We start from the raw sequence: 24,193 nt of genomic DNA on the forward strand, positions 1-24,193 counted from the left end.
CTTGGCTCTCCTCAGAACATCATCCCGTGCCCAATAATTACCTTACCGACATCCCTCCCGAGGTTCTGGCCCGCGCGGCCAATATCCGCGTCGCCGTATTCGACGTGGATGGCACGCTGACCGACGGTCGGCTCTGGTATGGCGAAGATGGCCGCGAAACCAAGGTGTTTCACGTACACGACGGGCTCGGCCTGAAGCGGCTGAAGCAGAATGGCGTGGTGGTCGCGATCATCAGCGCGCGGATCAGCCATCCGGTGGCGCTGCGCGCCGAAGAGCTCGGCATCGAGCACGTGTATCAGGCGCAGGACAACAAGGCCGCCTGTCTGCTCGAACTGCTGGATGCACTCCATCTCACGGCCGAGCAGGCCGCCTTCATCGGCGACGACCTGCCCGACGTGCCGCCGATGAGACTCGCCGGGCTCGCGGTAGCCGTGGCCAATGCCCATCCGGTCGTTGCCGAGCAGGCGCACTGGCAGACCACGAAGAGCGGCGGGCTCGGTGCGGCGCGTGAGGTATGCGATCTGATCCTGCATGCGCAGGGCAAAGACGCCGCCGCGGTGCCATCCCATTGAGTATTCGCCGCTACCTGCGCGATCGCAGCCTGCTGGCCGCGACGCTGGCCATCGGCCTGCTGGCCGGCGCCGGTCAGTTGGTACTATGGTGGATCGGGCCGGCCGTTGCGCCGAATGATTTTGTCGGGCCGCCGCGCTCGGGCTACACGCTGATCAACAGCCACGTCACCGAGTACGACGTGCTGGGAAAACAGAGCATGCGCCTGCAGTCGCCGCATATCGAACGGCGCGAAGGTGATGAGTCGCTCTATCTCAATACACCGACTTTTCAGCTGCCGCCAAAGGTCCCGGGCCTGCCCGACTGGGACGGCAACTCGCTCTACGGCTGGGTCAACAAGGAAGGCACCCTGCTCAAGCTGCAGGGTCCGGTGTACCTTCATCGCCCGGCCTACGTCGATACCAAGGGCGTCGCCCAGGCTGAAACGATCATGCACACGTCCGAAGTCACCGCGTGGCCGAAGGAACAGCGCATGGAAACGGCTGAACCGGCGAATATCGTGCAGGGCCAACGTACAATGAGCGGGATCGGCATGCGTGCCAGTCTCAACGACAACCATCTGGAGCTGCTCGATGCTTCCCACATCACCTTCCCGCCGCGCACGCCCAAGCCGTCCCCTGCTCGGCCTGCTGCTCCTAAGCCTGCTCGCCCTGCAGCCAGCGATGGCACGACAGGATGATCGGCAGAAGCCGATGAACCTGGACGCCAAGTCCATCGATGGTTTCAACACGCCCAATACCGTGACCACGCTGACCGGCAATGTCACGGCGACACAGGGAACGTTGAAAATGACCGGCGCCAAGGGCTTGGTCAGCATCGATGCCAATACGCAGATAAGCCATATCCACGTCATTGCCGGGCCGGGCAAGCTGGCGCACATCGAGCAGATCGATGATGCCGGTAACCTGATGACCGGTGACGCCGACACGCTGGACTACGACAACATCAACGGCATCGCCGTGCTTACCGGCCATGCGGTGGTGCATCAGCAGGGCCGCGGCGAATCGCACGGCGACAAGCTGATCTACAACACCCAGACCCAGCAGATGACCGGCACCAGCGGCAGCGATGGTCAGGTGCACATGGTACTGCTGCCCAAACCGCAGCCTGCTGCTGGCCCCAAGCCCGCTTCCGCACCGCCTGCTCCCCCCAGCAGCGCGCCTTCCTCCAAGCAGCCATAACCGATGCTTTCTGCCGAAGGTCTGCAAAAAAGCTTCAAGGCGCGCCAGGTCGTGCGCGACTTCGCGTTTTCCATTCGCGAAGGCGAAGTGGTCGGCCTGCTCGGACCCAACGGGGCGGGCAAGACCACCTGCTTCTACATGGTGGTCGGGCTGATCGAAGCCGACGCCGGCAGCATCAAGCTGGACAAGCAGGACATCACCGGCCTGCCGATGCACTCACGTGCCAAGCTGGGCATTGGGTACCTGCCGCAGGAGGCATCGGTGTTCCGCCGGCTCAGCGTGTCGGACAACATCCTGGCCGTGCTTGAGCTGCGCGACGGCCTGAGCCAGCAGCAGCGCGCCAGCGAACTGGAAAGCCTGCTCGATGAATTGAAGATCGGCCATATCGCCGACCAGAAGGGCATCAGCCTCTCCGGCGGCGAGCGGCGACGGGTGGAAATTGCTCGCGCACTGGCCGCGCAGCCGCGCTACATGCTGCTGGACGAACCGTTCGCCGGCGTTGATCCCATCTCGGTCGGCGAAATCCAGCGCATCGTGCGGCACCTGAAGGAACGCGGCATCGGCGTGCTGATCACCGACCACAACGTGCGCGAAACCCTGGGCATTTGCGACCGCGCCTATATCCTCAACGACGGCGAAGTGCTGTCGCGCGGCACGCCGGCGCATATCCTGGCCGACGAGAAGGTGCGCGAGGTTTACCTGGGTCGCGAATTCCGTCTTTGAGGCGGCGGTCACAACCCGCGTATTCACCGTTTGCACACGCCTATGGCCGCGTCGGCAGCCACGCGCTAGGATGTGATCGAGTTCCTTCGATTGGTCTGGCATGAAACCTGCTCTACAGTTTCGCCTCCATCAGCAGCTGACCCTGACGCCACAGCTGCAGCAGGCGATCCGCCTGTTGCAGCTGTCGCAGCTGGAGCTGGAAGCGGAGTTGCGGCAGATCGCCGAGAGCAATCCGCTGCTCGAGTTCGCCGAAGAAAGCGAGGATGTCGAATCGGTCGACGGTGCGGACGAGGACGCCGAGTACACCAGCCCCGAGCGGCCGAGCGCCGCGGCAGGTACCGAAAACGACAACAGCAACGACGACACCAGCGAATGGGCCGACGGCGGCGGTGCCGCCGAATCGCCGATCGATTTTTCCAGCGGCGGCCTGGGCAGCAAGAGCAGCGGCACGGGGTCGCGCGGCGACGACGATTTCGAGCCGCAGAACGCCGCTCCGGAGACGCTGCAGCAGCATCTGCTGTGGCAGCTCAACATGGCCTCGTTCAACCCGCGCCAGCATGCGATCGCCCTGGTGCTGATCGACGCGATAAATGCCGACGGCTATCTCGACGACAGTCTGGAGACCCTGCTGACAGCGCTGCCTGAGGGCATCCGGGCCAGCATCGAGGACATGGAAGCCGTGCGCCGGCGCCTGCAGGGCTTCGATCCGGCCGGCGTGGGTAGCCTGGACCTGCGCGACTGCCTGCGCGTGCAGCTGGAACAGTTCGCCCCCGACACGCCGCATCGCGATCTGGCGCTGCGCATCGTCGACACCGAGCTGGAGCTGCTGGCGCGCAACGACCGTGCGCGTCTGGCACGGCGACTGCGCGTCAGCGAAGACGACGTGGTCTCGGCCGCCCTGCTCATCCGCAGCCTCGACCCGCGCCCCGGTGCCGCGCTCGACGCCACGCCGGTGGAATACGTGGCTCCCGACGTATACGCCCTGCGCGACGGCACCCGCTGGCGGGTCAGCCTCAACGCCGACTGTCAGCCCAAGCTGGGGCTCAACCAGCACTACTGCGGCCTGATTGCCCGAGCACGCGGCGAAGATGCCAGCTGGATGCGCGGCCAGCTGCAGGAGGCGCGCTGGCTGATCAAGAGCCTGGAGTCACGCGCCGAAACCCTGCTCAAGGTCGCCGAGGTGATCGTGCGCCGGCAGAGCGCCTTCCTCGACTACGGCCCGGAAGCCATGCACCCGCTGGTACTGCGCGAAGTGGCCGAAGAAGTCGGCATGCACGAGTCGACCATCTCCCGTGTGACCACACGCAAATATTTGCATACGCCACGTGGTACGTTCGAGCTGAAATACTTTTTCTCCAGCGGCGTCTCCACCGAAGACGGCGGCAGCGCATCGGCCACCGCCATCCAGGCGATGCTGCGCAAGCTGATCGGCGCCGAAGACGCGCGCAAACCGCTATCCGACCAAGCCATCGCCGAGGAACTTCATCGCAAGGGCATCCAGGTTGCCCGCCGCACCGTCGCCAAATATCGCGAAGGCCTGCGCATCCCCAGCTCCAGTGAACGTCAACGCGCCAATTGACCGATCGCGGAAATCCGGGGGGAACTTGTCCATGTCCAAAGCGTCCACATACCTGTAGAGAGTGATAAACGACGCGTCTCCTGCCGCATGACAGAGACCCGTCGCACCCGCCGCGAAATGCGGCAAATGCACCAAGTAGAGGAGGCGCCCATGCAATTCCAACTCAGCGGTCAGCATATTGAAGTCACTCAGGCCTTACGGGACCACGTTACTGCCAAGCTCGACAAACTCACGCGACTGGACAACCGGCTGATCAGCCTCTCCGTCGTCATTTCCGTCGACAAGCTGCAGCAGTTTGTTGAAGGCACCCTGGCCACCACCGGCGCCACCCTGCACGCCGAAGCCGCTGAAACCGACATGTACGTCTCCATCGATGTGATGTTCGACAAGCTGCTCTGCCAGCTGCGCAAGCATCGAGAAAAAGTCTGCGACAAGCACCAGCGCGAGGCGCGCGAAGTCCGCCTGGCGGTGTAAACCCCCACGCTACGGCCCGCTGTGCCACCGATCCATAATCGGTCAATCCGCGATCGCCGGCACAACGGGCCGATTCGTCGTGATGTTCTTCTCCATATTCGTCCACAAGACTGCGGCTGAAAGGCCGCAGCGTGAGCGCCACCACGTCCAAACTGGCACAATGGTCACGCTGCCGCACCGGCCCACCGGGCTGTTATTGCGGCGCAAGGACCGGCCTTGGATCGAATCAGCGCGCGACAACTTTACGATGGTGTTCACGAACGCATGGGCCTGCGCTGGATTTCCGGCATGCGGGGCGAGGCGCGTGCGCTCGATCCCGGCGCTGCGCAGTCGCGCCGGCCGTCGTTGATCGGCTATCTCAACGTCATCTACCCGAACAAGATCCAGATCGTCGGCACCGAAGAGCTGAATTTCCTCGACGGGCTGGATTCGCGCCAGCGCTGGGAAGTGATACACAAGGTTGCCGCATATCAACCGGTCGCGCTGATCGTCAGCAAAGACCAGGCGATTCCGTCGGACCTGCGCGAGGTCGCCGAGGAAACCAATACGCCGCTGTGGAGCAGCCCCAAGCGCGGACATGAGCTGCTGACCTATTTGCAATATCATCTGGCGCGGCAACTCGCGGCCAAAACCACCCTGCACGGCGTGTTTCTCGAGGTGTTCTCCATCGGCGTCTTGATCACCGGCGAAGCCGGCTCGGGCAAGAGCGAGCTCGCGCTGGAGCTGATCAGCCGCGGCCACCGCCTGGTCGCCGATGACGCTACCGAATTCACCCTGATCGCGCCGGACGTGATCGACGGCACCTGTCCGGAGTTGCTGCAGGATCTGCTCGAAGTGCGCGGTCTTGGCGTGCTCAATATCCGCGAAATGTTCGGCCACATGTCAGTCAAGCCGTCGAAGTATCTGCGACTGGTCATCCATCTCAAGCCCATGCGTGATGGCGAGGAAACCGACGCGCTGACACGGCTTACGGGCGACATCGGCCATCGCGAAATTTTCGATGTGGCCGTGCCGATGATCACCATTCCGGTCGCCTCGGGACGCAACCTCGCGGTGCTGGTGGAGGCTGCGGTGCGCAGCCACGCACTGAAGAGCAAGGGCATCGACCCGGCGCAGACCTTTATCGATCGCCAGGCGCATCAACTGAACCGGCTACCGCCGTGGTGATGGCATGACTGACGACGGCAAACCGCTGATTACCCCGCTGGTCGACGCGCGCGAGATTCATCTGATCGTGCTGACGGGTCTGTCCGGCGGCGGCAAGACGGTGGCGCTGCGCGCGCTGGAAGATCTCGAATTCTATTGCGTCGACAACCTGCCGTCGGCACTGCTGCCGGAGCTGGTCAACGCGGTCATTCAAGGCAACGGCGGCATGCACCGGCGCATTGCCGTGGGCGTGGATGTGCGCAACCGCGGCACCGATTTCGTGCATATGCCGAAGGTACTTTCCGACCTGGCCGCCGCTGGCGTGCAGGTGCAGCTGGTGTTTCTCGACTGCCGCGACGAGGTGCTGATCAAGCGCTACTCGGAAAGCCGGCGGCGCCATCCGCTGGCCATGCGCGGCGTGTCGCTGGCCGACGCCATCGCCGAGGAGCGACGCCTGCTGCGCCCGCTGATGGCGATTGCCGAAAAGGTGATCGACTCCAGCGAGCTCAACGTGCATCAGCTGCGTCGGCTTATCGCCACCAGCTACGCGCGGGCCACCGAAGGGCTGACGCTGATGTTCCAGTCGTTCGCGTTCCGGCGCGGGCTGCCGCTGGATTCGGATTTCGTATTCGACGCGCGCTGCCTGCCCAATCCGCACTGGCAGCCGCATCTGCGGCCGCTGTCCGGCAAGGACGCGGCGGTGCGCGATTTTCTCGACGTGGAGCCGCTGGTCGGCGAATACTTTGCCGACACCGCACGCTGGCTGGACGCCTGGGTGCCACGCTTCGAACAGGACGACCGCAGCTACATGACCATCGCCATCGGCTGCACCGGCGGCCGCCATCGTTCGGTCTATCTGGTCGAAAAACTTGCCGCCCATTTTCGCGCCCAGCGCGAGGGCGTACTCACCTTTCATCGCGAACTCGAGTGACCATCATGCCTCGTCATATCACTACAGGGTCGCCGGCATGAACGTCAGCGTGCTTTTGATGACACACGAAGCAGTCGGCAATGCGCTGATCGCCGCCGCGCACCACGTCATGCCCAAGCTGCCGCTGCAAGTTGCCGCCGTGGAGGTGCCGCCACAGGCCGATCCGGACGTGATGCGAACACTCACCGCGCGTCACGCGCGCGAACTCGATCACGGCGACGGTGTCCTAGTGCTGGCCGATCTGTATGGCGCCACGCCGTGCAACATCGGTCTGTCGCTCGGCGCACTCGGCGTGCATCTGCGCTGCGTCTCCGGACTCAACCTGCCCATGTTGCTTCGTGTACTCAATTACGCCGACAAACCGCTGGACGAACTGGCCGAAATCGCGGCCAGCGGTGGCCGCGGAGGAATCTTCATTGACCATGCATGACGCTATTTATGTTTGAACAAGAGATCGTGGTTTCCAACAAGCTCGGCCTGCATGCGCGAGCCTCGGCGAAGCTGGTGCAGCTGGTTCAGGGATTCAAGTCGACCGTTTGGCTGGTCAGTCGCGGCCGCGAGGTCAATGCCCAGAGCATCATGGGCGTGATGATGCTGGCCGCCGGTATCGGCACGCCGCTGATCATTCGCGCGGACGGCGCGGACGAGCAGGCCGCCGTCACCGCCGTCGCGGATCTGTTCGCGCGCAAGTTCGACGAGGGAGCATGAAGTGAAGCAGGGAACAGGGAACGGGGAACGGGGAACGATAGCGCTTGAGGCGCGGTCGGGGACCTATGCTCTTTTTTCTGCCTGTCCAGAGCTGCTTCGTTTTCACTCGACGCCACACGTTCCCCGTTTCCCACTCCCCGTTTCCCGCTCCAAAGGAGCCGCCCCATGAGGCACGTCCTCAGCGGCACGATTGCGGCTCACGGCATGGCGCTGGGTCGCGCGCGTCTGGTGCAGCCGAGCCGCTACAGCGTCGATACCCGACCGCTGGCCGAGGACGAGGTCGAGGAACAGATCGATCTGCTGCATCGCGCGCTCGATACCGCGCGGCAGGAGCTGCGCGAGCTGCGCGGCAAGCTGCACGGTGCGCTGGCGCGTGAGGTCAACGAATTCATCGACGCGCACAGCCTGCTGCTGGACGACGCCGAATTGCTGCGCGGTCTGGACGACATGGTGCGCATCGGCCATTACCGTCCCGGCGCCGCGCTGAAAAAGCAGCGTGATCGTCTGGCTGCCGTGTTCGAGGCGATGGACGATCCGTATCTGCGCAGCCGCAAGGAAGACATCGAGCAGGTGATCAACCGGGTCATCTCCGCGCTGCAGCGCCAGACCAGCCCGGAAGAACGCAAGCTCGCCGCGCGCGTGGGCGAAATCCTGATTGCCGACAGCATCGCGCCCGGCGACATGGCGCAGCTGGCCGGCAACGGCCTGCTCGGCGTCGTCGGCAGTTCCGGCAGCCCGTATTCGCACAGCGCGATTCTTGCCCGCAGCCTGGGCCTGCCGATGCTGGTGGGCACGCGCGACGCGCTGTCGAACATCCACGACGATGACCTGATCCTGCTGGACGCCGAACGCGGCGAAGCGATCGTTCATCCCACCGCCCAGGATTTATCACGCTATCGCGCCTGGCAGCGCGAGGCGGCGATCGAAGGCAGACGCCTGGCCATGCTGGCCAATGCGCCCACGCGCACCCGCGACGGCGTCGACATCTGCCTGCTCGCCAACGCCGAAAGCGCCAGCGACGTGGCCGCCGCCCGTTCGCGCGGCGCCGATGGCGTGGGCCTGTATCGCACCGAATTTTTGTTTCTGCGGCACAAGGATCTGCCGTCGGAAGACGAGCAGTTCATCGCCTATCGCGACCTGGTGATGGGCATGGGCGGCCTGCCGGTGACGATCCGCACGCTCGACCTCGGCGCCGACAAGGCCGATGCCGCCGGCCTCGTGGTACGCGGCGAAGAAAACCCCGCGCTGGGCGTGCGCGGCGTGCGCCTGTCGCTGCGCTACCCGGCCGTGTTCACCACGCAGATCCGCGCGATTCTGCGCGCCGCCTGCTACGGCCCGGTGCGCGTGCTGGTGCCGATGGTCACCCAGCCTGACGAGTTGATCGCCGTGCGCACCCTGTTCCGGCTGGCCCGACAGGATTTGAAACGCGAAAACGTCGACCTGCCGGAAAAGCTGCCGCTGGGCGCGATGATCGAAGTGCCGGCCGCGGCGATCAACGTGCGCGCGCTGCTGGAGTATTCGGATTTTCTCGCCATCGGCACCAACGATCTGGCCCAGTACGTGCTCGCCGCCGATCGCGGCAACGACGCGCTGGAAAACATCTATAACCCGCTGCAGCCCGCGCTGCTGCGGCTGCTGTCGCACGTCATCAGCGCCGGCCGTCGGGCCAGGAAGCCGGTCAGCCTGTGCGGCGAAATCGCCGGCGATGTGAACTTCACCGCGCTGCTGCTGGTGCTGGGCCTGTGCGAATTCAGCATGCATCCGACGCAAATCCTGCACGTGCGCGACCGCCTGGCCACGCTCGATCACGCGCACCTGCGCCGCCAGGCCTCGCGCCTGCTGCGCGCGCACACGCACGAACAGGCCGAGGCGCTGATGGGCCAGATTCTTGCCGAATGCCCGGCGCGCGCCGATCACGCGCTGAGCTGATTGCCGGCCGCGCCGCGGCCGAAGCATGCGCTGGCGCTGCTTTCGAACCACGATTTCCTTGTCCGTCCGTCACTTGCATAACCGACGCCGGATGGTACTAATATTAGTACCATGCCGCTCTCGCCTACCCAGCAAACCCTGCTCGATTACCTGCGCCAACACATCGATGCGCAGGGCTATCCACCGTCGCAGATGGAGATTGCGGCGGCGCTGGGCTTTCGGCAGAACCGCTCCGCGCGGCTGCATCTGGAGGCGCTGGCCAGGGCCGGCCATATCGAATGGCTGGGCGGTCAGGCGCGCGGCATCCGGCTGATCGACCGGCAGGCGCCGGCCACGCTGGTGCAGGTGCCGCTGCTCGGTCGCGTGGCGGCGGGCAAGCCGATCTCCTCCGATGCCGAGGTGCGTCGCCAGGTGTCGCTGGATGCCTCGCTGTTCCATCTGCGCCCCGATTACCTGCTGGAAGTGCTCGGCGAATCGATGCGGCTCGATGGCATCCTGCCGCATGACCTGATCGGCGTGCACCGCACGCCCGAAGCGCGCAGCGGCCAGACCGTGGTGGCACGGCTCGATGGCGAGTTCACCGTCAAGCGGCTGGAGCGCAGGGGCGCGCGCATCCGCCTATTACCGCGCAATCCGGCGTTCGCCCCGATCGAGGTCGATCCGCGCAGCAGCGACTTCGCCATCGAGGGCCTGTTCGCCGGGCTGATCAGGCCGGGCTGATGGCCAGCGTCGTCGCCCTCGACAGCCTGCTCGATTCACGCCGGGTCTGGCGCGGCCAGCCGCAGGCGCGCCCACCATCCAGGCAGCCGACCGGCTTTGCCGCGCTGGACGCCCAGCTGCCCAGCGGCGGCTGGCCGGAATCGGCGCTCAGTGAATTGCTGCTGCCGATGGACGGCATCGGCGAGCTGCGCCTGCTGTGGCCCACGCTGGCGCGGCTATCGCAGGCCGGCGATGCCGCGTCCGATGAAAAAATCGTGCTGATCGCCCCGCCCTACCTGCCGTTTGCCAGCGCCTGGGCAAATGCCGGCATCCGCCTGGACAAGCTGCAGATCGTGCTGGCGCAGCCGCGCGACGTGCTGTGGGCGACCGAGCAATGCCTGCGCTCGGCGGCGTGTGCGGCCGTGCTGTGCTGGCCGCTGCAGGCCGACGATCGCGCGCTGCGCCGGCTGCAGGTAGCGGCGGAAACCGGCCAGTGCCTTGGTTTCGCCATGCGCGACGCCAAAGCCGCGGCCAATCCGTCACCGGCAGCCCTGCGCATCGTCATCGATGCCGCACCGGCGCAGCTGCGCGTCATCAAATGCCGCGGCGGCAATCCGCCGACGCAGCCGCTGCCGCTTTCCGCGCTCACACGTTGAGGCGGACGCGATGCTGTGGGCCTGCATTCTCTTGCCGCAACTGGCGCTCGACGGCGTCCTTCGCCGACACGCCGCACCCGACCAGCCGCTGGCGCTGATCAGCGGCCCGTCGCAGCGACGCGTGCTGCATGCGGTCAACGAGGCCGCGGAAGCCGAAGGCCTGCATTCCGGCCAGCCGCTGACCACGGCGCAGACGCTTTGCCATCACTTTGCCAAGGTCGACGTCGACAGCGCCGCGGTCGAGCGCACGCACGATTTCCTCGCCGCCTGGGCGTACCGCTACGGCTCGCTGGTCAGCCGCAGCCTGCCCTCGACGCTGCTGCTGGAAGTGGAAGCCAGCTTCAAACTGTTCGGCCCGTGGCCACGGCTGGAAGCGCGCCTGCGCCACGATCTTTCCGAGCTGGGCTTCCGCCACCGCATCGTGCTGGCGCCCAATCCCTGGGCCGCGCGCGCGCTGGTCAACCGGCACGATGGCCTGGCCATCAGCCAGGAGGCGCCGCTGCAGAAGGCGCTGGGCCAGCTGCCGGTCGATGCCAGCGGCCTGCCGCTCGACGTCTGCGAAAGCCTGGGCCGGATGGGCCTGCGCACGCTGCAGCAGGTATTTGCCCTGCCGCGCGCAGCGCTGGGCAAGCGCGTCGGTGCGCCGGCGCTGCAGCAGCTCGATCGCCTCACCGGCGCCTTGTCCACGCCGCTGCCGTATTTCCAGCCGGCCGATGTGTTCGAGGCGCGCATCGAGTTCAACTACGACGTCACGTCCAGCCAGGCGCTGCTGTTTCCGCTGCGTCGGCTGATCGACGATCTGGCCGTCTATCTGGCCGGTCGCGACGGCGGCGTGCAGCAGTTTTTGCTGCGGCTGGAGCACGATCGCGGTCCGGTCACCGACGTGCGCATCGGCCTGCTGGCGGCCGAGCGCGAACCGGCCATGCTGTTCGAATTCGCACGCGGACGGCTGGAACCGCTGACGCTAACTGCATCGGTCGGCGCGATGCAACTGATCGCCAGCGAGCTGCCGCCGTTCGTACCGGCTGCCCGTGATCTGTTCGATGCACGCCCACAGCAGGCCATGCCGTGGCAGCAGCTGCGCGAACGGCTGCGCGCGCGGCTCGGCGATGACGCCGTGCATGGACTGGCCATACGCGCCGATCACCGGCCCGAACGGTCATGGCAAATAGACGTCCAAACCAAATCATCGCCACTACCCCTGCCGCGGCCGGGATGGCTGCTTAAACAGCCCATACCGCTACGCGATCATCGTCTGCGCGTTCTGGCTGGCCCCGAGCGCATCGAAAGCGGCTGGTGGGAGGCCGATGTGCGCCGCGATTACTACGTGGTGGAAACCAGCATGGGTCAGCGCGCGTGGGCCTATCGGCCGGTCGGCGAGCTGGGCGAATTCATGCTGCACGGCTGGTTTGCGTGAGCGTGTCGCTGCCCGACTATGCCGAGCTGCACTGCCTGTCGGCTTTCAGTTTCCAGCGCGGCGCGTCGGTGGCGATCGAGCTGTTCGAACGCGCCACGGCGCTGGGCTATCACGCGCTGGCGATCACCGACGACGGCTCTCTGGCCGGCATCGTGCGCGCGCTGCAAGCCGCGCGGAAAACGGAAATGAAACTGATCGTCGGCAGCGAAGTGCAGCTGGATGACGGCCCCAAGCTGGTGCTGCTGGTCGAATCACAGGCCGGCTATACGCGGCTATGCCAGCTGCTCACCCTCGCACGTCGGCGCGCGCCGAAAGGACACTATCAACTGCGCCGCGATGACGTGACGGATACCGAGGGCCTGCTGGCGCTGTGGCTTCCTCGCGAGGAAAGAGACCTGGCATGCGACGACGCGCACGGCACATGGGTCACGTCGCGCTTCCCGGACCGCTGCTGGCTCGCCGTCGAACTGCATCGTGGTGCCGACGATGCGGCCAGACTCAGCCAGCTGCAGGCGCTCGGCGAACGCCTGCAGCTGCCGTTGGTGGCCAGCGGCGATGTGCACATGCACGTGCGCTCGCGCCGCGCGCTGCAGGACACGATGACTGCGATCCGTCACAAGACCACGGTGGCCGAGGCAGGCCACCGTCTGTTTGCCAACGGCGAACGGCATCTGCGCTCGCGCAAGGCGCTGGCCGCGATCTATCCCCCGGAACTGCTGGCCGAAAGCGTGACGATTGCCGAGCGCTGCCAGTTCGATCTTGGAAAACTGGAATACGCGTACCCAAAAGAACTGGTGCCCGAGGGCTACAATCCGGATACCTGGTTGCACCATCTCGCTACAGAAGGCGAACGCTGGCGCTGGCCGGAGGGCACACCCGACAAGGTGAGCCAGCAGATCGCGCACGAATTGGCGCTGATCACGGAAAAGAAATACGCCTCGTACTTTCTGACCGTGCACGACATCGTGCGCTTTGCGCGCGCGGAAAAAATCCTCTGTCAGGGTCGCGGTTCGGCGGCCAACTCGGTCGTCTGCTACGTGCTCGGCATCACCGCGATCGATCCCACGGAAATGGAGATGCTGTTCGAGCGCTTCATCTCCAGCGAGCGCGACGAGCCGCCGGATATCGACGTGGATTTCGAACACGAGCGGCGCGAGGAAGTGCTGCAGTACGTGTTCAACCGCTACGGCCGCGATCGCGCCGCGCTCACAGCGGTCGCCACGCAGTATCGCGGCCGCGGCGCCGTGCGCGATGTGGCCCGCGCGCTGGGCCTGTCATCCGATCTGGCCGGCGAACTGGCCGCGACGATGGATCGCTGGAGCGAGGAAGCGCCGATCCCGGCATATCTGCGCGATTGCGGCTTCGATCCGGATTCGCCGCTGCTGCGCCAGGTAATCGCGCTGACCACCGAGCTGATCGGCTTTCCGCATTACCTCTCGCAGCATCCCGGCGGCTTCGTGATTTCCGAGCATCCGCTGTCGACCCTGGTGCCGGTGGAAAACGCGGCGATGGACAACCGCACGGTCATCCAGTGGGACAAGGACGACCTGGACGCGATGCGCATGCTCAAGGTCGACTGCCTCGCGCTCGGCATGCTCACCGCGGTGCGCAAAACGCTGGCATTGTTGCGCGAGCACGGCCGCGGCGACCACACGATGGAAAGCCTTCCCAAGGACGATAAAGCGACCTACGACATGATCGGACGTGCCGATACGATCGGCGTATTCCAGATCGAATCGCGCGCGCAGATGGCCATGCTGCCGCGGCTGAAACCGGCCTGCTATTACGACCTGGTGATCGAAGTGGCGATTGTGCGGCCCGGGCCGATTCAGGGCGACATGGTGCATCCGTACCTGCGCCGGCGTAACGGGCAGGAGCCGGTGGTCTATCCCTCGGAAAAATTGAAGGCGGTGCTGAAACGCACGCTGGGCGTGCCGCTGTTTCAGGAGCAGGTGATGCAGATCGCCATCGCCGCCGCCGATTATTCGCCGGGCGAAGCCGATCAGCTGCGCCGGTCGATGGCGGCATGGAAGCGCCACGGCGGGCTGGAGTCGCATCGCGAAAAGCTGCTCGCCGGCATGCTGAAAAATGGCTATACCGCCGACTTCGCCGAGCGCCTGTTCGAGCAGATCAAGGGCTTTGGCAGCTACGGCTTTCCCGAATCGCACGCCGCCAGCTTCGCCCTGATCGTGTGCGTCAGCAGCTGGCTGAAGTGCCACGAACCGGCAGCCTTCGCTTGCGCACTGATCAACTCCGCGCCGATGGGTTTTTATTCGCCCGACCAGCTGCTGCAGGACGCGCGACGTCATGGCATCCGCGTGCTGCCTCTGGACGTGCGCCACAGCGCCTGGGACTGCACGCTGCAGGATCACGTCGATCGCCGCGAGCAACCGGCGATCCGCATGGGCCTGCGCTTGATCAACGGCCTGCATCCGGCGACGGCCGAACGCATCGCGCTTCAACGCAAGCGGCAGCCCTTTATCGATGTCGCCGATCTTTGCGCACGCACGCACATCGATCGACGCCAGCAGTCGCTGCTGGCCGATGCGGGTGCACTACGCGGGCTGGCCGGCCATCGCCATCGCGCGCGCTGGGCCATCGCCGGCGTCGAATCATCGCTGCCGCTGTTTGCCGATCTGCCAACACAGATCGAGCACGAACCCATCGCACTGCCCGCGCCTACCGCCAGCGAGAACATGCGCGCCGACTATCTGCTTACCGGCACCACGCTGGGCCAGCATCCGCTGGCTTTTCTGCGCCCGGAACTGCAGCGGCGGCGCTATCGCGATTCCTCGGAACTCGGCGCGATACCCAACGGCCGGCACATCCGCGTGGCCGGCATGGTGACCTTGCGGCAGCGCCCGCAGACCGCCAGCGGTGTGATCTTTCTCACCCTGGAAGACGAATACGGCCTCACCAATGTCGTGGTGTGGACCACTGTCTCCGAACGCCAGCGCCGCGTGCTGCTGCAGTCGAATCTACTCGCCGTGCATGGTTACCTGGAAAGCCAGTACGGCGTGCAGCATCTCATCGCACAGCGGCTGGAAGACCTCACGCCGATGCTCGGCTCGCTCGACGTCAAGTCGCGCGATTTCCATTGACACGACCCGGCCACTCAGCGTTTGGGCTCGACACTTTCCAGAAACGCATCCAGCAGCACGCCGCGGTATTTCTGCCGGTGCAGCACGATCGATAGCTTGCGCTGCAGATCGAGGAACGGCGTTTTCAAGGCCTTCAGCCGGCCTGCGGCCAGCGCATCGGTGACCGCCACGGCGGGCAGGAACGCGATGCCCAGACCGGCCACCACGCTTTGCTTGATCGCCTCGATCTGATCGAGCTCCAGTACGGTTTCACCGGGTGGCAGCTGCGCCATCACGCGTTCGCTGATCGTGCGCGTGGCCGAGCCCGGCTCGCGCATGACCCAGCGCGCGCCGGAAAAATCCGCCGGCTTCAGGCCGCGCTTGCGTACCAACGGATGATCCGGCGGGGCGCACACCAACAGTACGTCATCGCGCCACGGCCGCACCTCCAGGAGGGGATGCGTCACCGGACCTTCGACACAGCCAACATCGAGACTGTGATCGAGCACGCCCGCAGCGATGGTTTCCGTATTGGCCACGCGCAGACGAATAGCAACCTGCGCGTGGCTGCGCACGAAGGCGCCCAGCAGTTCGCCGACGCGGTAATTGCCCACCGTATTGCTGGCGCCGATGCGCAGCTCTCCCGTCAGAGCCGCCGCGCCTTCGCTGCCGCGGCGCCCGAACTCGGCGTGACGCTCCAGCAGCTCCTGCGCGAGCGGCAGCAACTCACGGCCGCGTGCATTCAGCCGCAGGCGACCGCGCTCGCGTGCAAATACCGGCGCGTCGAGCTGACGTTCCATTTCCGCCAGCGCCATGCTGGCGGCCGGCTGGGTCAGATGCAGGCGCTCCGCCGCCGCGCGCACGCTGCCGTGCAGGGCGATCTGCACAAACACATCGAGCTGGCGCGGACTGATATTGATCATAAGTCGATCTTATCGCTTCTATCAGATATTCCAAGTTTTCCTGATGGATGGCAGCGGGGACAATGGCGCATCCCAAGGACACACGCCATGAACACTCAAGCCATCCACACGCAGCCCACGCAACGGCACACAGTTGTCCCCGGTCTTGCCCTGGCGGTCGGCATCGCGCTGGTCGCGCTCTGGCTGGGCCACCGGCTGCCGCTGGTCGGCGGCCCGGTGATCGGCATCGTGCTGGGCATCATCGTCGGTAACCTGGCCTCGCCGGGCGAGCACTTCCGGCCGGGCGTCGCCTTTGCCGGCAAGTACGTGCTGCAGTGGTCGATCATCGCGCTGGGTTTCGGCCTGAGCCTGAGCCAGGTGGCGAAGACCGGGCTGCAGTCGCTCTCCGTCACGCTGGTGACGATGACGGTGGCGTTTTTCTCGGCCTGGCTGCTCGGCCGCTGGCTGGGCGTGCACGACAAGCTGAAAATCCTGATCGGCGTGGGTACGGCGATCTGCGGCGGCTCGGCGATTGCCGCCGTCACCCCGATCATCCGTCCGGAAGATCACGATACCGCCTTCGCCATCTCGACGATCTTCCTGTTCAACCTGGTCGCCGTGCTGCTGTTTCCCCTGCTGGGTCACCTGATGCACCTGTCGGATCTCGGCTTCGGCCTGTGGGCCGGTACCGCGATCAACGACACCTCGTCGGTAGTCGCCGCCGGCTACAGCTACAGCAAGACCGCCGGCGACTTCGCCACCATCGTCAAGCTGACCCGCGCCACCCTGATCATCCCCATCTGCCTGGTGCTGGCGTTCGTCGTCGCCGCGCGCGAAAAGCGCAACGCGGCGCAGGACGGCACCGCCAGCAACTTCAGCCTCGCCAAGATCTTTCCCTGGTTCATCCTGTGGTTTCTGGTGGCCTCCGGCATCCGCACTGCCGGCCTGATTCCTCTGGCCATCCAGCCATCGATCCACTTCGCCGCCGAGTTTCTGATCATCGTGGCGCTCACCGCCATCGGCCTGTCCGCCAACCTGCGCCGCATGGCCGCCAGCGGCATAAAACCCATTCTGCTGGGTCTGGGTGTGTGGGTGGCTGTGGCGGTAAGCAGTTTGCTGGTGCAGCGGGTGATTGGGCAGCTTTGAGAACGCGGCTCACGCTCGCTCGGAGCAACGCGCCCACGTCAGAAGTTGGGCGGGCTACCGGCCACGAACGCAGACGATGTGTTGCACCCAGAATGCGCGCGATGAAATGTAGGTTGCCCGGCAAGAAACCGTTCCGCACCGACTCGCACAACGACATGCCGTCACTTTTTTCTGCCGGTGGATTTGACTGTCGGCTTCGCCGGTTCCGGTATCGACGCTTCAAGGTCCGCATGTTCAATCGCGCGCGAAAGCGCATATTCCAGCAATTCGCGACACCGCACCGCAGCCTCCGCCATCATGACGTGGAGTGAAGCGTCTTCGGCGTTGCGATCCTCGCACTGGTAGTTGTACTGCTCGAATGCGTTGATACGTATGAGCAGATCGGAAAGATGATTGGGGCACTCGCAGTCGACGGCGTTGGGCATCTGATTGATCTTGGCAAGCTGCGCGTCATCGAAGCGCCTGGGAGCTGCGCTGCGCATCGGCTGCGCCGCGGCCATTCCCGAGAAGTTGAGCAGGCACAGGCGCGCCAGGTGCGCTGCATTGACCGGCGCAGGCAGCGCGATGATGCCCTCGCGGTCGATGCCGGCAAGACTCTTGCTTCCGCCAATGCTGTAGATCACCAGCGTCAACGACGATCGACCGGCCTTGTTCAAACGTCGAAGGGCTTCGATCGAGAGGTCCTGCAGCGACGCAACCTCAACAATCGTCACGTCTGCTGCGTCGGCTCGTGGCGGCTTGGCAAACACGTCTTCCAGCGGATGCGCGACCAGCCGGATATCCGCCCGGCTTTTCCACGCGTCGGAGAGAAGGCCTGCAAGGGCATCGCCGTACACGGCCACTCGAACGGCACGATCGATCGCCTGCTGACGTGGCGCGTCCTGCGCCCGTTCACGCAGCTGGTCGGCTCCTAACTCGGCCACGGTGCTGATGGGATGTCCGGCGTCCACCGCCGCCTTCACCAGCACCAGCCGTTGGATATCCGCCTGACTGTAAAGACGCAGATTGCCGGCACTGCGGTGCGGACGAACCAGGCCATAACGACGCTCCCAAATCCGGATAGTCGGCGCGGGTATACCCGTGAGCGTCGCCACCGATGCAATCCGGTACGAGCCCGCAGCGGAAGCAGGCTCGGAAGTTTGGGGGTTTTTTATCGCCATAGAAAGCCACGGAAGGTTTTTATTGCCGGAGTTCGATTCTGGGTGCGCCCCAGCCTTAATTCAAACAGCGTGCAGCGGCAGTTGATCGTTGCCGGCACTGAAACACGTCATTACAACGCCTTGTCCATTTTTTGAATAGGTTTTTGAAGCCAGCCGGGAGACAAAAAGTGCCACCGCTGAACCGATCGCGCGAAGCCGGAGAAAAGCCTTGTTAATAGTCCTATCGACCAATTGCTGCGGATGTACTTGCAACCAGAAAACACATGTGCATATATTCGCAGTTGAACAAAGACTAAACATTTATCATGGATTTCCCGCATAATCCGCGCGTTGAATAGTCTTTGTCCAATGTGATGAAGTTTGTCGCGTCCACACGAAGATCGACCACATGAGGATCCAGCAATGGGCATTACCGTCGGACAATACGACCTGGTCTACAACGCTTTCTCTTTCGCCATCGCCGTGATGGGTGCGGCGACGGTTTTCTTTTTTATATCGCGTGACCGGGTGGCACCGGCCTATCGCACTGCCGTGACGATCACAGGGCTGGTCACGCTGATTGCGTGCTACCACTACTTTCGAATCTTCAACAGCTGGGAAGCGGCTTACGCGGTGACTGGCGATGTCGTGACCGCGACCGGCGTGCGTTTCAACGATGCCTATCGCTACGTCGACTGGCTGCTCACCGTGCCACTGCTGCTGGTGGAGCTCATTCTGGTGATGCGCCTGTCGCCGGAAGAAACTACCCGCAAGGGCGTCAAGCTCGGCGTGTTGGCCGCGCTGATGGTGGTGCTTGGCTACCCCGGAGAAGTTTCTTCGGAAGGTGGCACGCGCTGGCTCTGGTGGGTTTTGGCGATGATCCCGTTCCTGATCATCGTGTTCGATCTGTTCATTGGTTTGCGCAAGTCCATCAGCGACCAACCGGCAAATGCCCGCGGCATGGTCAGCGCGGCGCGCTGGTTGACCGTGATTTCCTGGTGCTTCTACCCGGTGGTGTTTATCTTCCCGATGATCGGCTTTACCGGCGGCACTGCGACGATTGCCGTGCAGGTCGGTTATTCGGTCGCCGATATCGTGGCCAAGGCAATGTTCGGCGTGTTCATTTTCCTGATTGCGGTACGCAAGTCCGAGTCGGAAAAGTACTGACGCGCGATGAGCGCACGGACGACAAGAGGGTACGCGGCGGAGCCTTGCGCTCCGCCGCACCCGTTTGACGCCCGCGAGTGCCTCTCACTTTCAGGCGCCGAGGATCGGGGCTATCCATCAGACGCTTCCCCGCTACAGGCAGTTATGCCCCCTGTGGCCGGAGCAGGCCATCGTGGCCCCCGGAATATTCGGAAAGATGCCATGCATGCCATCGTCATCGGTGCTGGGTACGGAGGCATGGCCGCTGCGATACGACTGCGTGCAAAGGGCTATCGCGTGACGCTGCTGGACCGCTGCGAGCAGCTCGGTGGTCGGGCGCAGGTGTTCGAGAAGGACGGCTTTCGCCACGATGCCGGGCCTACCGTGATCACCGCACCGTTTCTCTTTGAGGAACTTTTCGCACTGTCTGGCGAACGCATGGACGATCACGTTCGCCTCGTGCCGCTCAAACCGTGGTATCGATTCCACTTTGCCGATGGCGAACACTTCGACTACGGCGGCACGCTGGATGAAACGCTGGCCGAGATCGAGCGCATCGCTCCGGGCGAAAGCAAGGGCTATCTGAAACTGCTGGAACACTCGCGGCGGATTTTCGATGTGGGTTTTACCCAGCTGTCCGGACGTCCATTCCATCGACTGGCCACGATGCTTCGACAGATTCCTGCGCTCGTGCGGCTGCGCTGCGATCGCACGGTATGGCGGATGGTCTGCGCCTATCTCACCAGTCCCAAACTGCGGCAGGCGTTTTCGATTCAGCCGCTGCTGGTCGGCGGCAACCCCTTCGATACGACCAGCATCTACGGTCTCATTCATTATCTTGAGCGCACACACGGCGTGTTCTTTGCCATGGGAGGCACGGGAGCCATCACTGAGGCGCTGGGAAAACTGATGGAGCGGCAGGACATCGACATTCAGCTGGGCACCACGGTCGAGCGTGTCCGCATAAAAGACGGAGCCGCCACCGGCGTCGAGCTGGCCGATGGCCGATCGCTGGACGCCGATCTCGTCGTCTCCGATGCCGATCCCACCCATCTCTACCGCAGCATGGTGGCGGGCAGGCAGCAAGGGCGATCGGCGCGGCTGAAGCTGAAAACCGCGCGCTATTCGATGGGGCTGTTTGTTCTGTATTTCGGCACACGGCGCACGTATCCGGATGTCGCGCATCACACCATCTGGCTAGGCGCGCGCTATCGCGAGCTGCTGCGCGACATTTTCACCGGTCAGACGCTGCCGGACGATTTTTCGCTGTATGTCCATCGCCCCACCGCCACCGATCCCAGCTTTGCGCCGGCCGGCTGCGACAGTTTCTACGTTCTTTGCCCGGTGCCGAATCTGCAGACCGATATCGACTGGGCGACGGAAGGGCCGAAGCTGCGCGATCGTATCGTGGCCGCGCTGGGCGCAACGATTTTGCCGGGGCTTGCCGACACCATCACCGCCGAGTTCCACAAGACCCCGGCCAATTTTTGCGATGACTACCTCAGCGTTCACGGCGCGGGATTTTCCGTGGCTCCGTTGTTCCGTCAATCGGCCTGGTTTCGTTTCCATAACCGCGCCGAAGGCATTCGCCAGCTTTATCTGGTCGGAGCCGGCACCCATCCGGGTGCCGGCCTGCCCGGCGTGTTGTGTTCAGCCAAAGTGCTCGACGCACTGATCGGCCCTGCGCTAGCCCAAAGCACCTGAGGAGAGCCATCATGATCCACTCATTCCCTGCCAATCAGGCGACGGATCCGGCCTATGCATCGGCCAACGCCGCGCTGACTAGACATGGCCGCAGCTTTTACTGGGCTCGCCACCTGCTGAGCGAACAGCACGCAGAGCGAGCCACCATCCTGTACGGATTTTGCCGCCTGATCGACGACCTTGCCGATGGCGATATCACAGCGACGCCGCGCGAGGCGCTCGCCGCCATGTCCGCAGCGCTGGTGCGCGGTCGATCAACCGATCCGCTTACCGCTTCCATGATCCGGCTGATGCGCGAGTGCCACATCGACCCGGCCATTCCACTGCAGCTCATTCGTGGCGTGGAGAGTGACCTGGGCACCGTGCAGATCGCCGACGAAGCCCAACTCCTGCGCTACTGTTACTGCGTCGCCGGCACGGTAGGCCTGATGATGAGCGCTGCACTGGATACGTCCGACCCAAACGCCCTGCCGCATGCCATCGACCTTGGCGTGGCGATGCAGCTGACCAATATCTGCCGCGACGTCAGCGCGGATGGCCTCGCCGGGCGTCGCTACCTTCCCGCCTCGCTGATAGGCCCGTTGTCGCCAAGAGCTCTGGTGATACCCGATCGCACGCATCAGCCTATGCTCCGCTCGGCCATCACCACCCTGCTGGACATGGCCGACCGTTACTACCGCAGTGGGGAGGCAGGGCTGGCGTATCTGCCGGCGCGCGCGCGGTCCGGCATCCTCGTCGCGGCCCGGATCTATCGCGACATCGGAAGCGAACTGCGACGGCGCGAGTGCGATTACTGGTCCGAGCGGGTGCATGTCACCATGACCCGGAAAGTCGCCATTACCCTTGGCGCACTGGCCAACGTGTCGCTTCTGCCGCGCTTTCGCCAGCCCCTGCGCCCGCACGACGCCGCACTTCACGGGCTGCTGGAAAACCTGCCGCACGCGCACGTCACGTTCACCCAGCGGCATGCCTGCTGACGTCGACCTCGTCATCCTCGGTGGCGGCTGCGCCGGGCTCAGCCTCGGGATGCGCCTGGCGGAAAATCCTGGAGCGTGTCGTCGCGTGATGATCATGGAATCGCGCACAAGCTACGTCAATGATCGTACATGGTGCTTCTGGCGGCTCGCGCCACATCGGTTCGATGCATTGATAAGCCACCGCTGGTCGCGGATGGCGGTGCGCTCCGCAGACCGATCGGTGCTGGCGGATTGCCGACGCACACCCTATCAGATGCTCGCCGCAGAAGATTTTTACGCCGAGGCGCGCCGCCTGATCAGCGGCAGCGACGCGGTATCGCTTTCGCTCGGTACGGCGTTTCGCGGCGAGGTGAAGCGCGTGGGCCGGCACTGGCAACTGGACACCGGCCGCGGCTTGATCACCGCAAACGCCGTTATCGATACCCGTCCGCCCGCGACGGCAGTGGACGATGTGCTGCTGTGGCAGTCCTTCAGCGGACAGGAGATCAGCTGCAGCGCGGCGCCGTTTGATCCCTCCACCGTTCAACTCATGGACTTTGCGTCAGCGAGCAACGACGAGGTGCGCTTTACTTATCTGCTGCCGATGACACCCGAGCGCGCACTGGTGGAAACCACCGTGTTCGGCACGCAGCCGCGCAATGCTGCAGCATTGGCTGGCAAACAACTGTGCGCGGTCGAAAGACACTGCGGCAGTGCGTCGTATGAAGTGCATCGCACTGAGAGCGGCCTCCTGCCGATGGGATGGCGAACGCGGCGCGCGATGTCCAAAGGCAGCCTTGTCAGTGCAGGCATCATGCACGGCGGCGCGCGACCCGCCAGCGGTTATGCGTTTGAGCGCATTCAGCGCTGGGCGAGCAGCACTGCCCAAACGCTCCGGGAAGGAGGCGCGCCAAAGCCGCATCGACCCGATCCGCTGCCGACGCGCGCGATGGACCGACTGCTGCTGCAGGCGCTCCGCACGCGGCCTGATCTGGGACCGCGGCTGTTTATGGATCTTTTTATGCGCGCCGATCCGGCGCGGATCATTCGATTCCTGAGCGACAAGGGTACGTTCGCCGATCACCTGGCCATGATTGCCGCGCTGCCGGCGCGACCGTTTTTACACGCCCTGGCCGGTCGTGTCAGCGCGCCGTCGCCCGGAGTCACACCTTGAGCACGCTGCTGCGCAAGCAGAGCGCGCTGTTTTGCGTCGTGGCGCTGGCCATGGCTGTGCTGGCACCGCTGTTGCCCGCCGTGGACAACACAGCAGGCCTGCTGATCATCGGCGGCCTCATCCTGCTGCTGGGTGTTCCCCACGGTGCGCTGGACCCCGTCTTTGCATCGCAGCTCTGCGGCGTGCGCAGCGCGGGAGGCTGGCTGGTTTTTGGCTTGTGCTACGGCGCGGTGGCCGCTCTGGTGATTCTCTGCTGGCAGGCCGCGCCGACCTTTTTTCTGCTGGCTTTCCTGCTGGTGTCGGTCGTCCATTTCTCCGGCGACCTCGACAAAGAGGTGCCGCTGCTCGCCAAAGCGCTGTATGGCGGAACGATCATCGTGCTGCCCGCGCTTTTCCACGCTGCGCAGATCGAACCGCTGTTCCGCATGCTGGTGGGCGCACCGAGCGCGCAATGGATCACGCGATGCCTGCACTGGCTGGCATGGCCATGGGCCGCCGCGCTGGCGCTGACGGCCATTGCGCTGCGACGTCGCAAGAGTCGACCGGCGCTCGAGCTGGCCGCGCTCGGCAGCCTCGCGCTCGCAGCACCGCCGCTGTATGCCTTCACCGTGTTCTTTTGCCTCATGCACGGTGCGCGGCATATTCTGCGAACGCTCGACTACGCGCGCGACACACCGGCGCGACGGCTTATCGCAGTGAACGCATTGCCGATGCTACTGGTGGCGGCCGCCTTGGTGGTTGTCGCCACCCGCGTCACCCACCAACCGCTCAACGCCACCATCGTGCGCACGATTTTTGTCGGGCTGGCCGCGCTCACCGCGCCGCACATGATGCTGGTCGAACGCGTTCGTCACGCCGGCTGGAAGCGCCCAGATGAAAGCTTGCCGCTCGCTGGCTGAGGCAATGCTGCAGCGCTTTGCATCCGGTGCGACA

Annotated in this window: 23 protein-coding genes; 21 read left to right on the forward strand and 2 right to left on the reverse strand. The window is 64.5% G+C overall.

The genetic code is table 11. The features are described 5' to 3' along the window. The first annotated feature begins 26 nt into the window (after nt 1–26). The 15 genes from ACDK93_RS15315 to ACDK93_RS15385 all read left to right on the forward strand — a co-directional run bounded on the left by ACDK93_RS15315 (nt 27) and on the right by ACDK93_RS15385 (nt 15,114). Entirely contained in the window at nt 27–572 is a 546-nt protein-coding gene (locus ACDK93_RS15315) for a KdsC family phosphatase (protein WP_458069756.1), read from the forward strand. After that, nucleotides 569–1,249, forward strand: a complete 681-nt coding sequence (gene lptC / locus ACDK93_RS15320; protein ID WP_458069758.1) for an LPS export ABC transporter periplasmic protein LptC — start codon at nt 569–571, stop codon at nt 1,247–1,249. The genes ACDK93_RS15315 and lptC overlap by 4 nt, the downstream gene beginning before the upstream one ends. After that, a complete protein-coding gene (lptA, locus tag ACDK93_RS15325) occupies nt 1,233–1,751 on the forward strand; it encodes a lipopolysaccharide transport periplasmic protein LptA (RefSeq protein WP_458069760.1) in 519 nt (172 codons plus the stop codon). Before lptC ends, lptA begins: the two co-directional genes overlap by 17 nt. Nucleotides 1,752–1,754: 3 nt before the next feature. Further along, complete coding sequence (lptB, locus tag ACDK93_RS15330) at nt 1,755–2,474, forward strand: LPS export ABC transporter ATP-binding protein (protein WP_458069761.1); 720 nt, start codon at nt 1,755–1,757, stop codon at nt 2,472–2,474. Between the two features lie 100 nt (nt 2,475–2,574). Continuing rightward, nucleotides 2,575–4,053 carry an RNA polymerase factor sigma-54 gene (locus tag ACDK93_RS15335; RefSeq protein WP_458069763.1) on the forward strand — a complete coding sequence of 493 codons (1,479 nt, stop codon included), beginning with the start codon at nt 2,575–2,577 and terminating at the stop codon, nt 4,051–4,053. Between the two features lie 150 nt (nt 4,054–4,203). Further along, nucleotides 4,204–4,527, forward strand: a complete 324-nt coding sequence (gene hpf, locus ACDK93_RS15340; protein WP_179477652.1) for a ribosome hibernation-promoting factor, HPF/YfiA family — start codon at nt 4,204–4,206, stop codon at nt 4,525–4,527. Nucleotides 4,528–4,743: 216 nt separating this feature from the next. Beyond that, nucleotides 4,744–5,694 carry an HPr(Ser) kinase/phosphatase gene (gene hprK / locus ACDK93_RS15345; RefSeq protein ID WP_458069765.1) on the forward strand — a complete coding sequence of 317 codons (951 nt, stop codon included), beginning with the start codon at nt 4,744–4,746 and terminating at the stop codon, nt 5,692–5,694. A 4-nt stretch (nt 5,695–5,698) separates the two neighbouring features. After that, on the forward strand, nt 5,699–6,604 hold the full coding sequence (rapZ, locus tag ACDK93_RS15350) for an RNase adapter RapZ (protein ID WP_458069766.1): 906 nt from the start codon (nt 5,699–5,701) through the stop codon (nt 6,602–6,604). Between the two features lie 37 nt (nt 6,605–6,641). Then, entirely contained in the window at nt 6,642–7,034 is a 393-nt protein-coding gene (locus ACDK93_RS15355; RefSeq protein WP_179477655.1) for a PTS sugar transporter subunit IIA, read from the forward strand. Between the two features lie 8 nt (nt 7,035–7,042). Next, nucleotides 7,043–7,312: an HPr family phosphocarrier protein gene (locus ACDK93_RS15360; protein ID WP_458069768.1), complete on the forward strand. Its 270-nt coding sequence runs from the start codon at nt 7,043–7,045 to the stop codon at nt 7,310–7,312. A 165-nt stretch (nt 7,313–7,477) separates the two neighbouring features. Further along, nucleotides 7,478–9,241 carry a phosphoenolpyruvate--protein phosphotransferase gene (ptsP, locus tag ACDK93_RS15365; RefSeq protein WP_458069769.1) on the forward strand — a complete coding sequence of 588 codons (1,764 nt, stop codon included), beginning with the start codon at nt 7,478–7,480 and terminating at the stop codon, nt 9,239–9,241. Between the two features lie 111 nt (nt 9,242–9,352). Continuing rightward, on the forward strand, nt 9,353–9,961 hold the full coding sequence (gene lexA / locus ACDK93_RS15370; protein WP_458069771.1) for a transcriptional repressor LexA: 609 nt from the start codon (nt 9,353–9,355) through the stop codon (nt 9,959–9,961). Beyond that, nucleotides 9,961–10,596 carry a translesion DNA synthesis-associated protein ImuA gene (gene imuA, locus ACDK93_RS15375; protein WP_458069772.1) on the forward strand — a complete coding sequence of 212 codons (636 nt, stop codon included), beginning with the start codon at nt 9,961–9,963 and terminating at the stop codon, nt 10,594–10,596. The genes lexA and imuA overlap by 1 nt, the downstream gene beginning before the upstream one ends. Nucleotides 10,597–10,606: 10 nt before the next feature. Beyond that, nucleotides 10,607–12,013, forward strand: a complete 1,407-nt coding sequence (locus ACDK93_RS15380; RefSeq protein WP_458069773.1) for a Y-family DNA polymerase — start codon at nt 10,607–10,609, stop codon at nt 12,011–12,013. Next, on the forward strand, nt 12,010–15,114 hold the full coding sequence (locus tag ACDK93_RS15385) for an error-prone DNA polymerase (protein ID WP_458069775.1): 3,105 nt from the start codon (nt 12,010–12,012) through the stop codon (nt 15,112–15,114). Before ACDK93_RS15380 ends, ACDK93_RS15385 begins: the two co-directional genes overlap by 4 nt. A 14-nt stretch (nt 15,115–15,128) precedes the next feature. Here the strand turns inward: ACDK93_RS15385 and ACDK93_RS15390 are convergent, their stop codons facing one another. Further along, nucleotides 15,129–16,016: a LysR family transcriptional regulator gene (locus tag ACDK93_RS15390; protein WP_458069777.1), complete on the reverse strand. Its 888-nt coding sequence runs from the start codon at nt 16,014–16,016 to the stop codon at nt 15,129–15,131. A gap of 87 nt (nt 16,017–16,103) precedes the next feature. Here ACDK93_RS15390 and ACDK93_RS15395 point away from each other — a divergent pair, with 87 nt between their 5' ends. Further along, nucleotides 16,104–17,141: a YeiH family protein gene (locus tag ACDK93_RS15395; protein ID WP_458069779.1), complete on the forward strand. Its 1,038-nt coding sequence runs from the start codon at nt 16,104–16,106 to the stop codon at nt 17,139–17,141. A gap of 161 nt (nt 17,142–17,302) precedes the next feature. Here ACDK93_RS15395 and ACDK93_RS15400 read toward each other — a convergent pair whose 3' ends face one another. Continuing rightward, nucleotides 17,303–18,301, reverse strand: coding sequence for a MerR family transcriptional regulator (locus ACDK93_RS15400; protein WP_458069780.1), 999 nt, complete (start codon nt 18,299–18,301; stop codon nt 17,303–17,305). A gap of 402 nt (nt 18,302–18,703) precedes the next feature. Here ACDK93_RS15400 and ACDK93_RS15405 point away from each other — a divergent pair, with 402 nt between their 5' ends. The 5 genes from ACDK93_RS15405 (at nt 18,704) to ACDK93_RS15425 (ending at nt 24,159) form a co-directional block, all read left to right on the forward strand. After that, nucleotides 18,704–19,447 carry a bacteriorhodopsin-like gene (locus ACDK93_RS15405; protein ID WP_458069782.1) on the forward strand — a complete coding sequence of 248 codons (744 nt, stop codon included), beginning with the start codon at nt 18,704–18,706 and terminating at the stop codon, nt 19,445–19,447. A gap of 201 nt (nt 19,448–19,648) precedes the next feature. Next, nucleotides 19,649–21,130 (forward strand): phytoene desaturase family protein, encoded by a 1,482-nt coding sequence (gene crtI / locus ACDK93_RS15410; protein WP_458069783.1) that lies wholly within the window; start codon nt 19,649–19,651, stop codon nt 21,128–21,130. Between the two features lie 11 nt (nt 21,131–21,141). Beyond that, nucleotides 21,142–22,107: a phytoene/squalene synthase family protein gene (locus tag ACDK93_RS15415; protein WP_458069784.1), complete on the forward strand. Its 966-nt coding sequence runs from the start codon at nt 21,142–21,144 to the stop codon at nt 22,105–22,107. Then, nucleotides 22,097–23,260: a lycopene cyclase family protein gene (locus tag ACDK93_RS15420; protein WP_458069786.1), complete on the forward strand. Its 1,164-nt coding sequence runs from the start codon at nt 22,097–22,099 to the stop codon at nt 23,258–23,260. The genes ACDK93_RS15415 and ACDK93_RS15420 overlap by 11 nt, the downstream gene beginning before the upstream one ends. Beyond that, the gene (locus tag ACDK93_RS15425) at nt 23,257–24,159 is read left to right on the forward strand and encodes a Brp/Blh family beta-carotene 15,15'-dioxygenase (RefSeq protein WP_458069788.1); all 903 of its coding nucleotides are present in this window, start codon (nt 23,257–23,259) and stop codon (nt 24,157–24,159) included. The genes ACDK93_RS15420 and ACDK93_RS15425 overlap by 4 nt, the downstream gene beginning before the upstream one ends. Nucleotides 24,160–24,193: the final 34 nt, after the last annotated feature.

The organism is Rhodanobacter sp. BL-MT-08 (genome assembly GCF_054161255.1).